Raw genomic sequence first — 11956 nt, forward strand, 5'->3', positions numbered from 1 at the left:
CGAGCATGGGACATAGAAGCCCTGCAGTGCGACACGGCGGGATGGTCAACCTGCCGTTTCGGGTCAAGGGTCAAATCACGTCCGGGGGCGGGAGCCGGGTCAGGTTCCGCACCAGGGGTGCCATCGAGATGGCACAGGGGGCCGGCGGCATGCCATGCCGCGGCAGGCCCGCGCGCGGCTTCACGCTGATCGAGTTGATGATCACCGTGGCGGTCATCGCCATCCTCGCCGCCGTCGCCATTCCCAACTACAGCCGTTACGTCGTGCGCTCGAACCGCGCCGCGATCGAGTCCTTCATGCTCGAAGTCTCGGGCGCGCAGGAGCGTTTCCTGGTCGACAACCGCGCCTATGCCGCCAACCTCGGCGCGCTCGGAATGGCCGTGCCGGCCGGGCTGGCGGGACGCTACCAGGTCACCGTAGCGCCCACCGTGGCGCCGCCGCCCGGCTACACCATCGTGGCCACGCCGCTGGGCAGCCAGCTCAGCGGCGACACCGACTGCGGCACGCTGACGCTGACCAGTGCCGGCGCCAAGACCGCGTCGGGCGCCGCCACCAACTGCTGGAACTGACCATGCGGCGCGCCACTTCACTGATGCGGCCGCCGCAGCGCACGGACACGCGCGGCTTCACCCTGATCGAACTGCTGTGCGCGCTGAGCGTGCTGGCGATCCTCGCGGTCGCGGCGGCGCCGTCGTTCGCGTCGCTGGTGGCGGGCCAGCGCGTGCGCGGCGCCTCGCTGGACCTGGCGTCCGCGCTGGTGCTGGCGCGCAGCGAAGCGGTCAAGCGCAACGCCACCGTCAGCCTGGCCGCCACCGGCGCCGCGTGGACCGCCGGCTGGGCGGTCATCGCCGGCGCCGACACGGTGCGCACCTTCGGGCCCTACAGCGGCCTGACCATCACCCCCAGCGCCGCCGGGGCGCTCGCCATCGGCAACGACGGCCGGCTTACCGGCGCGGCGATGACCTTCGAGGTCGCGCCCAGCGGCGATACCTCCGCCAACTCGCGCGTCTGCGTGCAGGTCAGCGAGACCGGCCGCGTCGCCTCGGCCACGGGAGCCTGCACATGACGCACAGAACCTCGCGGCTGCGGCCGAGTCTGCCTGTCCGCCGGGAGCAGGGCGGCTTCCTGCTGATCGAGGTGCTGGTGGCGGTGGTGATCCTGCTGGTCGCGCTGCTCGGCACGGCCGGGCTGGTGACGCGCTCTGGCCAGACCGAGATGGAGTCCTACCAGCGCGTGCAGGCACTGGCGCTGCTGCAGGACATGGCGGCGCGCATCAACGCCAACCGCCAGGTCGCCACCTGCTACGCCAACGGTGCCAACGGCGTGCTGCTGGGCACCACCGCGGCGCCGCCCGCGGCCTGCGTGCAAGGCACGGCGGCGCAGCAGGCCACCGCCAATGCCGACCTGTTGGCCTGGAACACTGCGCTGCTGGGCAGCGCCGAGCTGCGTACGGACGCCAGCGGCGGCGCCGCACAGCCGGTGGGTGCGATGATCGGTGCGCGCGGCTGCATCGAGACCGTCGACGCCGTCAACCAGGTCTATCGCGTCACCGTCGCCTGGCAGGGCCTGGCCACCACCGGCGCGCCCGCGCTCGGCTGCGGCAAGGACCAGTACGGCAACGATGCCTATCGCCGCGCGGTCAGCACGCAGATCCGCATCGGTACACTGGGGACCGTGTCATGAGCACCCTGCGCATCGCCAACGGCCGCCTGCGGCGGCGCCAGCGCGGCGTCTCGCTGGTCGAGCTGATGATCGGCATCACCATCGGCCTGATGCTGCTGACCGCGCTGGCCAGCCTGTACTATGCCAACAGCCTGTCGCGCACCGAGTTCGTCAAGTCGGCCGAGCAGGTGGAGAACGGCCGCTACGCGTTGGACCAGATCCGGCGCGAGGTGGAGCTGGCGGGTTTCTTCGGCGCCGGCAGCATCGCGCGCGGCGCCACCGTGGCCGGGCCCGCGCTGTGCGCGGCAGACCCGGCGGCGCTGGGTTTCTCCGCGGCGGGCTCGACCGTGCCGCTGGCACTGGCGGGCTACGGTCCCGGCGTGGCGGCGCCATGTCTGCCTGACCTGGCGGCTACCTCCGAGGTGCTGGTGGTGCGGCGCGTATCGACCACGCCGGTGGCCGCGCCCACGCCGGGCGTGCCTTACCTGCAGGTCTCGGCCTGCCCGCAGGACACCGATTCCTTTGCCTTCGCCGCCAGCGCCGCGGCGGCCTTCGGCCTGCGCACCAAGGCCTGCGATCCCGCCCAGCCGGCCGCGCTGCGCCAGGCCGTGGTGCGCGTTTTCTACCTGGCGGCCTGCGACCGCTGCAGCAACGGCGGCGATGGCATCCCCACGCTGAAGATGGCCGAGTTGGTGGCCGGCGCGTTCCAGTCGCGCTCGGTCGCGCAGGGCGTGCAGGACATGCACCTGCAGTACGGCGTTGACCTGGACAGCAACGGCTCGGCTGACTGCTACGTGGCCGACCCCGGCGCCAACAACGCCGCCGCCTGCGCCACCGTGCCGGGCTACGACTGGACCAACGCGCTCGCCAACTGGCGCAACGTCACCACCGTACGCGTGAACCTGCTGGCGCGCACGCTGAAGCCGTCGGGCGGCCAGTCCGACAACCGCACCTACGACCTGGGCCGCGCCGCCGCCAGCGGCCCGTTCAATGACGGTTTCAAGCGTCATGTGTACGCCCAGGTGGCGCGGCTGGTCAACGTGGCCGGGCTGCGCGAGCAATGACCTCATCCCGCAAAGAGCAAGCAATGATCAAGCTATCGGGTCGCCAACCGCAGGGCCGGCCACTGCGCCGCAGGCAGGACGGGGTCACGCTGGTGGTGACGCTGGTGTTCATGGTCCTGTTCCTGCTGATCGCCGTGGCCATGGTCAATTCCGGGCTGGTCAACGTGAAGGTGGCCGCCAACCAGCAGCACACCGCCGAAGCGCGCGACGTGGCGCAGCAGGCGATCGAGCAGGTGATCAGCAACGATTTCACCAAGGCGCCGGCGGCGGTGGCGGTGCCGGTGGACGTCAGCGGCGACGGCAAGGCGGACTACGTGGCACAGGTGGCGCAGCCGGAGTGCGTGACAAGCAAGCCGATGAAGAATGTCGAGCTTGACCTGAGCGATGCCGACGACGTGTCCTGCCTGATCGGCAGCGGCGTGCAGAACACCGGGATCGTGACTGCAGGCAATAACGGCGGCAATTCGCTGTGTAATGCGACGCAATGGGATGTGGCGGCCACGGTCAACGATGCCGCCAATACCGGCACCGTTGCCACCGTGCACCAGGGGGTGGCGGTGCGCATGCCTACCGGTTCGGCCTGTCCGTGACCGCGCAGGACACTACGACCTTTTCACTATCGATCGGACGGGAACCAGCATGACGACCAACGCCTGCCGGCAGCGCCGCCTTGCGGCTTTCGCAATCGCCTTGCTCACCCTTGCGGGCGTGAACGGCGCGCGCGCCGAGGACATCGACCTGTTCACCGGCCTGCAGACCAACGCCGGCACCAAGCCCAACGTGCTGCTGCTGCTGGACAATGCGTCCACGTGGAATGCCAGCACCACGATCAAGGGCTGCGATATTCCGAATGTGGTCAGCACCAACAATGCCGGCACCGACGTCGGCGCGATCCAGTGCGCGCTGTACCGCGCGGTCAGCACGCTGGTGACCAACCCGCAACTGGCCGGCAACATCAACATGGGCTTGATGATGTTCGGCACCGGCAACAACGTCGGCGGCCAGTTCCGCTATCCGGCGGCGGCGCCCTACACGTTGCCGGTGATGGATGCGACTAACGGCACCAAGTTCCTCGATTACATCAAGAGCATCGACCGCCAGGCCGACAACTCGAACAACTCGCAGGTCGGTTCCGGCATGCAGGAGGCGTGGGCCTTCTTCGCCGGCAAGAAGGGGTTGTCGGGCACGCAGTACACGTCGCCGATCACCAACCCCTGCCAGAAGAACTTCGTCATCTACATTGCCAACGCCGTCAACAACGGCAAGCCGCAAGACACCGGCACCGTGGCCAAGGACGCGCTGGTGGCGGCCGGGGCCAACGCGACGCAGCTGACCACGCTCAAGCTGGATTCGGCCGCCAACAAGTACGAGAGCAACTGGGGCGACGAGTGGGCGCGGTTCATGTACCAGACGGACGTGAACGGCAACGTCGAGAACAACCAGAACATCATCACCTACACCATCGCCGTCACCGACGACAAGAACCCGGACTATGTCGAGTCGACCCGCAGCATGGGCGACAACGGCGGCGGCAAGCGCTACGTGGTGAAGCTGGGCGACGTGCAGGCGCTGGTCGATGCGCTGCTGCAGATCTTCAACGAGATGCAGGCCGTCAACAACGTGTTCTCCTCGGTGAGCCTGCCGGTCAGCGTGAACGGGCAGGGCTCGTACCTGAACCAGATCTACATCGGCATGTTCCGTCCCGACGCGACCGCGGCGCCGCGCTGGATGGGCAACCTGAAGCAATACAAGCTCGGCTACGACAGCAGCAAGCAGATCGTGGTACTGGACGCGAATCCGAGCGGGCCCAACCAGCAGAGCGCGATCAGCAATGCCGGCACGGGCTTTATCTCGCCCAATGCCAAGAGCTTCTGGACCGCGGAGCCGCCGCTGGCGTTCAGCGGCAGCAGCTATTCCGGCAGTGCCGTCACCGGCTGGCCCGCCAAGGGCTTCTGGGTCAATAGCCCCTCGGGCGCGGCCGGGGCGCTGGACTCCGCGGACGGCGCCGCCGGCGTCACCGGCGGTGACGGCGAGATCGTGGAGAAGGGCGGCGCCGGCGAAATGCTGCGCGCGCAGATCGTCACCGACCAGGCCGCGCGCAAGCTCTACACCTGCCCGTCGGGCGCGTGCGCCACCAAGGCCCTGGCGTCGTTCGATACCGCCAACACCTGGCTGACCAATACTACCGGGCAGACGGCGCTGAACAGCAGCGCTGCCGACGTGAAGAACCTGATCAACTGGGTGCGCGGCCGCGACGTGCAGGCGCTGGGTGAGAGCACCGTGGCCGGCAACGAGCAGCAGAAAGGCCCCGGCGGCGGCGTCACGGTGCGCGGCTCGGTGCACGGCGATGTGCTGCACTCGCGCCCGGTGGTGATCAACTATGGCGGCACCACCGGCGTGGTGGTCTTCTACGGCGCCAATGACGGCGTCTTCCATGCGGTCAACGGCAACCAGACCACCGGCATCAACGGCGTGCGCCCCGGCGGCGAGCTGTGGGGCTTCGTGCCGCCGGAGTTCTACGGCAAGCTCGGGCGTCTCTACACCAATACGCCCGAGGTGCAGTTAAGCGGCTCGCCGACCGGCTCAGGCGCCAAGCCGCGCGACTATTTCTTCGACGGCACCACCACGGTGTTCCAGGACCTGCGCGATCCGGCCAATCCGCGCGTGGTGATCTACCTGACCGCGCGGCGCGGCGGGCGGCTGGTCTATGCGCTGGACGTGACCAACCCGGTGGCGCCCGAGTTCCTGTGGAAGTCCGACAGCAACCAGATCGCCGAACTGGGCCAGACCTGGTCGCAGCCGCGCGTGATCCGCGTCAAGGGTTACACCAATCCGCTGGTGGTGATGGGCGCCGGCTACGACACCGCCGAAGACGCCGAGCCGTCGCAGGGCGGCGGCGCGACGGGGCAGGGGCGCGGTGTGATCGTGTTCGATGCGCTGACGGGCACCGTGGTACGTGCCTGGCTGGCCGATTGCACCGGCCTCACCGCCACCGTCTGCACCGTGCCCACCGGCCTGAACCGCGCCATCCCGTCAGACGTCGCGGTGGTGGACCGCAATGGCGACGGCCTGATCGACAAGGGCTATGTCGGCGACATGGGCGGCAATGTCTGGCGCCTGGATTTCGAGACCGCCACCGGCATGAGCCCGGCGGCCTGGACGCTGGGCAAGTTCGCCTCGCTGGGCGGCGCGCAGACCAGCAACGATGCGCGCAAGTTCATGTACCCGCCCGACGTCATCACCACCGGCGCCTACGACGCGGTGATGATCGGCAGCGGCGACCGTGAGCATCCGTTGTACACCACCAGCAATACGGCGGGCCTGGCCTATAACGTCATCAACCGCTTCTACATGCTGAAGGACACCGCGCTCACCGGCGGGCTGCCGGCGACGTGGACGCCGCTGACCGAGAGCAGCCTGTTCAACGCCACTGCCACGGTGTATGCCGACTCGGGTACCGGCAAGGGCTTCTACCTGACGCTGGGTACCGGCGAGAAGGTGGTCAACGCGCCGCTGACGGTGGCAGGCTACACCTACTTCGGCACCAATACCCCCAGCGTGCCCAAGCCCGGGGCCTGCTATCCGGACCTGGGTATCGCGAGGGGCTACGCGGTGTCGTTCCTGACGGGCAAGGGACTCAACGACAACCGCTATGTCCAGTTCAACAATGGCGGCCTGCCGCCGTCGCCGGTGTTCGGCGTGGTGGCGGTGAGCGATGCCCAGGGCAACACCAGCAACGTGCCGGTGCTGATCGGCGGCGGCAACCAGAACGGGCCGGGCGGTGGCGACAATACCTCGTCGCTCGGTGCGCAGAAGATCTCGCCGCCGGGGATCGGCAAGCGCAAGCGGACTTACTGGTACACGCAGGTGGACAAGCAGTAGGGCGCAGTCACGGCGCCGCTGCCACGGCGCCGTTTTCTTCCTGCCACCACCCACCCCCCAACGCCTGCAGCAACGCCGCCGAATCCGCCAGCCGGTCGGCGCGCGCCTGCGCCAGTTCCAGCGAAGCCTGGCGCGATTGCCGTTCCGCATCCAGCACCGTCAGTTGGCTGACGCCGCCCAGCTGGTACTGCTCCGACACCACCGTCAGCGTGTCGCGCGCCTGGCGTGCGCTGTCGGCGCGTTCGCGCAGCGCGGCGGCGTCGGCTTCGAGTGCGCGGAGTGAGTCGGCCACGTTCTGCAATCCCTGCAACACGGCTTGCCGGTACGCGGCCAGCGACTGCTCATAAGCCGCCTCCGCCGCGCGCCTGCGTGCCTGCAATTCACCGCCGCGGAACACCGGCTGCACCAGGCCCGCGGCGAGGCTCCATACATTGAGGCTGCTGAACAGGTCACGCGCGGCGGTGGCCTGGGTGCCGCCGCTGGCGCTCAGTGTGATCTGGGGATAGAGGTTGGCGGTGGCCACGCCGATATTGGCCGAGGCCTGGTGCAGCAGCGCTTCCGCCGCGCGGATATCCGGGCGGCGGCGCGCCAGCGTGGCGGGCAAGCTGACCGGCAGCGTGTCAGGCAGGTGCAGGTCGTCGAGGCGGAATTCCGGCAAGGTGGCAGCGGCCGGGGTCTGATCGGTGTAGACGGCGAGCTGGTGGCGCGTGGTCTCCAGTTGTCGCTGCAATGACGGCACCAGCGCCTGCGTCTGCGCCAGTTCCGCGCGCTGGCGCTGCACGTCCACACGCGCCACGCCGCCAGTGCGCAGGCGTTCTTCGGTGATGCCGAGCTGGCGCTGCTGGGCTTGCGCGACCGCAACGGTATCGGCCAGCTGCGCGCGCAAGCCCGCTTCGCGGATCGCCGCGGTGGCGACGTTGGCGGCCAGTGCCAGGCGCGCTGCTTCGAGTTCGTAGCGCTGGTAGTCCACCGCCGCCTGCAATCCCTCCAGTTCGCGCCGCTGGCCGCCGAACAGGTCGAGCACGTAGGACACCTGCACCGTGGCGCCATACAGCGTGAACGGGCCGGGGCTGGGAATCGCGGTGATGCCCAGCGACTGGAAATCCACCTGCTGGCGCGTGGTATTGAGCTTTGCGTCGACAGCTGGCCAGCGTGTGGCCCCGGTTCGCGCGGCCAGGTTCTCCTGCGCTTCGCGCAACCTGGCGCGGGCCTGGGCGAGCGTGGGACTGGCGTCGAGCGCGGTGCGGATGGTGGCGTCCAGCGCCGGGCTGCGGAACAGCGACCACCACTGCGCCGGCACGTCGGCGCCGGCGGCCAGCGTCTGCGCGTGGGCCTGGCCGGGCGCGTCCGCGGTGTCGGCCGCAACCGTTGCCACCGGTTGCGGGCCCGGCACATAGCCGGAGTCATCCGGTGGCGCGGGGGCGTGGAAATCCGGTCCCACAGCGCAGCCGCACAATAGCGCGGCGGCGGCGAACACAGGTGTCAGTCGAGACATGGCGAGCTCCTTCAATCCAGCGTGCGGCGGTAGAAACGCACCGCGATCGCCATCACCACCACGATGAACAGCGCCATCGGCCACACGTTGGGCCACAGCTCGACCCAGCCGTTGCCCTTGAGCAGGATGCCGCGCACCATGCGGTGGAAATACGTCATCGGCAGGATGTTGCCGATGCCCTGCGCCCAGCCGGGCATGCCGGCGAACGGGAACATAAAGCCCGACAGCAGGATGTTGGGCAGGAAGTAGAAGAAGGTGAGCTGCATCGCCTGCAGTTGGTTCTGTGCCAGCGACGACAGCGTGATGCCCACCGTGAGGTTGGCCGCGATAAACAGCAGCGACGCCAGGTACACCGCCAGCACAGAGCCCACGAACGGCACGCCGAAGACCCAGCGCGCGGCCAGCAGCACGATGGTCGACTGGATCAGCCCGATGAAGATATACGGCACGATCTTGCCGGTCATCACTTCGAGCGGCCGTACCGGCGTGGCGAGCAGGTTCTCCATGGTGCCGCGCTCGCGTTCTCGCGTCATGGCCAGCCCGGTCATCATCACCATCGTCATCGTCAGGATCACGCCCATCAGGCCGGGGATGATGTTGTATTGCGTGAGGCCTTCCGGGTTGTACAGCCGCTGCACCTGCACGTCGAACGGCGGCTTGCCGCCCGCCAGCGGCGCCAGCGCTCCCTTCAGGTCCTGGCTGGCCACGCGGTAGGGCAGCTGCGACAGCGCGGCGATGGCCTGGCCGGTGGCGGAGGGGTCGGTGGCATCGGCCTCGACCAGCAGCGCGGGGCGCTCGCCGCGCAGCAGCCGGCGCGTGAAATCGGGCGGGATGCTGACGACGAATTGCACGTCGCCCTTCATCAGCGCCTCGCGCCCGGCGTGTTCGTCGGGCAGCGTGCCGACCAGCCTGAAGTAGGTCGAGTTCTCCATGCTGGCAATGAACGAGCGCGTGAATTCGCTCTGGTCCGCGGCGATCACGGCGGTCGGCAGGTGGCGCGGGTCGGTGTTGATGGCAAAGCCGAACAGCAGCAGCTGCATGATCGGCAGTCCGATAATCATGCCGAAGGTGACGCGGTCGCGGCGCAACTGCAGGAATTCCTTTAGCACGATGCTCCACCAGCGCTCGAAGGAGAAGCGGCGGTTGGTCGCGGGTTTGCGGGCGGCGGGGTTCATTTCGCCTCCTTCGGCTTGCGAGTGCCCATGTTGTCCTCAGCACGACTCATCATGTGGATGAAAACGTCTTCCAGGCTGGTCTGGGTCTGCGCTATGCGCCGCCCGGGGCCGGCGAGGCGCGACAGCGTATCGCCCAGCGCCTGCGCATCGCGCCCGGTCACATGCAGCGCGGTGCCGAAGACCACGGTTTGCTCCACGCCCGGCGCGCCCTGCAGTTGCTCCGACAGCGTGGCGAGGTCGTCGCCTTCCACGCTCCAGGTCGACAGTTGCTGGCTGGCCACCACGTGATCGGCGGTGCCCTGCGCCAGCAGCTTGCCGTAGGCGATATAGGCAAGCTTGTGGCAGCGCTCGGCCTCGTCCATGTAGTGCGTGCTGACCAGCACCGAGATGCCGCGCGCGGCGAGCTGGTGCAGCTGCTCCCAGAAGTCGCGCCGCGCCTTGGGGTCGACGCCGGCGGTCGGTTCGTCAAGCAGCAGCAGTTCGGGCTCGTGCAGCAGGCAGGCCGCCAGCGCCAGCCGCTGCTTCCAGCCCCCCGACAGCGCACCGGCCAACTGCGCCGAACGCGTGGCCAGGCCCAGGTCCTCGAGCGCGCGGTCGACCGCCTCGCGCCGGTTTGGCATGCCGTAGACGCGGGCGACGAAGTCCAGGTTCTCGCGGATCGACAGGTCGTCCCAGTACGAGAACTTCTGCGTCATATAGCCGACGCGGCGCTTGATCTCGTCAGCCTCGCGCAGAATGTCGTAGCCCAGGCAGGTGCCCGCGCCGGAGTCGGGCGTCAGCAGCCCGCACATCATGCGGATCGAGGTGGTCTTGCCGCTGCCGTTGGGGCCGAGGAAGCCGAAGATCTCGCCGCGCGCGACCTGCAGGCTGAGGTCGTTGACCACGTGCTTGTCGCCGAAGTGCTTGTTCAGGCCACGCACGTCGATGGCGAGTTCGGCTGGCCGGCCGTTGGCGGTTGGGTTGGCTGAGGTGTTCATTGCCGCACCACTTCCACGGGCTGGCCCGGCCGCAGCTTGGCCGCGTCGGCCGCCGACGGGCGCGCTTCGACCAGGAACACCAGCTTGTTGCGGGTCTCGTTGCTGTAGATCACCGGCGGCGTGTATTCGGCCTCGTTGGCCACATAGGTGATGCTGGCGGCCACGGGCGCGGCGCAGCCGTCGCAGCGCACCTGCACCGCCTGGCCATTGCGCAGCGCGCCAACCACGGTTTCGGGCACGTAGAAGCGCACCTTGACGTTGCCCGGCGGCAGCATGCGCACCACCGGGCTGCCGGCCGGCACCCACTCGCCCAGCCGGTAGGGCGTGTCATAGACCAGGCCCGCCTGCGTGGCGGCGACCGTCTTGCGCGACAGCTTCCAGTCCGCCTGCGCCAGTGCCGCGCGCGCGGCCGCCACCTGCGCGGCCTGCGCGGCCTGTTGTGCGTCGCGCCCGGGCAGGCGTGCCACGTCGATATCGCGCTGCAGCTCGCGCACGCGCGCGGCGTCGCTGCGGGCCTGTGCGCGCGATTCGTCGAGTTGCGCCTGCGCGATGCCTCCGATCTCGTACTGGCGCTCGTCGCGCCGCAAGGCCACGGCACTGCGCTGCGCCTGGGCCTGCGCCTGCGCCAGCTGGGCGCGGCTGACGTCGACTTCCACCGGGCGCTTGCCGGTCTTCATGTCTTGCAGCTGGGCTTCGGCCGCGCGCAGCTGGTCTTCGGCCTGCTGCCGCGCGGCGCGCTCGTCGTCGGATTCGAGCACGAACAGCGCGGCGCCCTGGCTGACCTGCTGGCCGCGCTGGACCGACAGCGTGTCGAGGCGCCCGGCAAAGGGCGATGCCACGCTGACGAACTCGCCTTCGACATAGCCTTGCCAGGCATCGGTGCGGCCATTGCCGCAACCGGCAACGAGCAGCGCGGCAAACGCTGCCGCCAGCCCCGGCAGGGGGCGTTTGTTGTGTGCGTACTTCATGGTGACTCCGGGGAATGCCTGGGCTTGCGGGCGCTTGCGGCGGGCACGGGTGCCAGGCCGTGCGTCAGCAGCGCGGATACATGGCGCACCAGCGCGTCGGTATCGATCGCCTCGGCGCCGGGCAGCCGCCGCCAGATATGCGCGGTGGCCAGCGGCAGCAGCGTCAGGCCGACCAGCGACGGCATCAGCAGCACCGGCTCCAGTCCACTGTTGAGTTGCCCGCGCGCGATCGCCGCCGCCAGCGGAGCGCTCAGTGCGCCGACGCGCTGCAGCGCAAAGCGGTCCAGCACGCGCTCGCGCAGGGCGCCGTCGGCGCTGGCGACTTCGCGGATCCACAGGCCGGGAAACCACGGCGTGGCGGCCGCGGCGCGGATCAGCGCGCTGGCTAGGCCGATCAGCATCGCCAGCGGCTCTGCGTCGCCGCCTGCGGTGGCGAAGACGCCGGCGATCAGCGGCTGCAGCTTTTCCTCGGTCACGGCGTCGAGCAGCAACTCCCGGTCGCTGAAGTAGTAGTGGACCAGCGCCGGCGTCACGCCGGCCTGCGCGGCGATCGCCTTGACCGGCGTGCCGGCCACGCCCTGGCGCGAGAACAGCTCGGTGGCCGCATCGAGGATGCGTTCGCGCTGGCCGGGCTGGCCCGCGGCCGGGCGGCCGGGGCTGCGGCGGGCGGAAGGTTTCGGTTTGGCGGGTTGGCGCGGCATGGGGGCAAATGAGTGCGTGGGCGGTGTCGACG

The 11956-nt window shown here is 69.3% G+C and carries 11 protein-coding genes; 6 read left to right on the forward strand and 5 right to left on the reverse strand.

The genetic code is table 11. The features are described 5' to 3' along the window. Positions 1 to 149: 149 nt before the first annotated feature. Genes K307_RS27720 through K307_RS27745 form a run of 6 tightly spaced genes read left to right on the forward strand, consistent with a single transcriptional unit; the run spans position 150 to position 6608 of the window. The gene (locus K307_RS27720; protein WP_042887483.1) at positions 150 to 569 is read left to right on the forward strand and encodes a type IV pilin protein; all 420 of its coding nucleotides are present in this window, start codon (positions 150 to 152) and stop codon (positions 567 to 569) included. Positions 570 to 571: 2 nt separating this feature from the next. Then, the gene (locus K307_RS27725) at positions 572 to 1066 is read left to right on the forward strand and encodes a GspH/FimT family pseudopilin (RefSeq protein ID WP_042884012.1); all 495 of its coding nucleotides are present in this window, start codon (positions 572 to 574) and stop codon (positions 1064 to 1066) included. Beyond that, the gene (gene pilV / locus K307_RS27730; protein ID WP_051975205.1) at positions 1063 to 1683 is read left to right on the forward strand and encodes a type IV pilus modification protein PilV; all 621 of its coding nucleotides are present in this window, start codon (positions 1063 to 1065) and stop codon (positions 1681 to 1683) included. Before K307_RS27725 ends, pilV begins: the two co-directional genes overlap by 4 nt. Further along, positions 1680 to 2726: a PilW family protein gene (locus tag K307_RS27735; protein WP_042884013.1), complete on the forward strand. Its 1047-nt coding sequence runs from the start codon at positions 1680 to 1682 to the stop codon at positions 2724 to 2726. The genes pilV and K307_RS27735 overlap by 4 nt, the downstream gene beginning before the upstream one ends. A gap of 23 nt (positions 2727 to 2749) precedes the next feature. Continuing rightward, complete coding sequence (locus tag K307_RS27740) at positions 2750 to 3316, forward strand: PilX N-terminal domain-containing pilus assembly protein (RefSeq protein WP_042884014.1); 567 nt, start codon at positions 2750 to 2752, stop codon at positions 3314 to 3316. Positions 3317 to 3365: 49 nt separating this feature from the next. After that, the gene (locus K307_RS27745) at positions 3366 to 6608 is read left to right on the forward strand and encodes a pilus assembly protein (RefSeq protein ID WP_042884015.1); all 3243 of its coding nucleotides are present in this window, start codon (positions 3366 to 3368) and stop codon (positions 6606 to 6608) included. A 7-nt stretch (positions 6609 to 6615) separates the two neighbouring features. On the opposite strand, the gene K307_RS27750 is transcribed toward K307_RS27745, so the two are convergent. The 5 genes from K307_RS27750 to K307_RS27770 are packed head-to-tail and all read right to left on the reverse strand — an operon-like array spanning position 6616 to position 11924. Further along, complete coding sequence (locus K307_RS27750) at positions 6616 to 8103, reverse strand: efflux transporter outer membrane subunit (RefSeq protein WP_042884016.1); 1488 nt, start codon at positions 8101 to 8103, stop codon at positions 6616 to 6618. An 11-nt stretch (positions 8104 to 8114) separates the two neighbouring features. Continuing rightward, a complete protein-coding gene (locus tag K307_RS27755) occupies positions 8115 to 9278 on the reverse strand; it encodes an ABC transporter permease (RefSeq protein WP_042884017.1) in 1164 nt (387 codons plus the stop codon). Further along, positions 9275 to 10255, reverse strand: coding sequence for an ABC transporter ATP-binding protein (locus K307_RS27760; protein ID WP_042884018.1), 981 nt, complete (start codon positions 10253 to 10255; stop codon positions 9275 to 9277). Before K307_RS27760 ends, K307_RS27755 begins: the two co-directional genes overlap by 4 nt. Then, a complete protein-coding gene (locus K307_RS27765; RefSeq protein WP_042884019.1) occupies positions 10252 to 11223 on the reverse strand; it encodes an HlyD family secretion protein in 972 nt (323 codons plus the stop codon). The genes K307_RS27760 and K307_RS27765 overlap by 4 nt, the downstream gene beginning before the upstream one ends. Then, complete coding sequence (locus K307_RS27770) at positions 11220 to 11924, reverse strand: TetR/AcrR family transcriptional regulator (RefSeq protein ID WP_042884020.1); 705 nt, start codon at positions 11922 to 11924, stop codon at positions 11220 to 11222. The genes K307_RS27765 and K307_RS27770 overlap by 4 nt, the downstream gene beginning before the upstream one ends. Positions 11925 to 11956 lie beyond the last annotated feature (32 nt).

The organism is Cupriavidus necator A5-1, from assembly GCF_000744095.1.
GTDB classification, from domain to species: Bacteria; Pseudomonadota; Gammaproteobacteria; order Burkholderiales; family Burkholderiaceae; genus Cupriavidus; species Cupriavidus necator_A.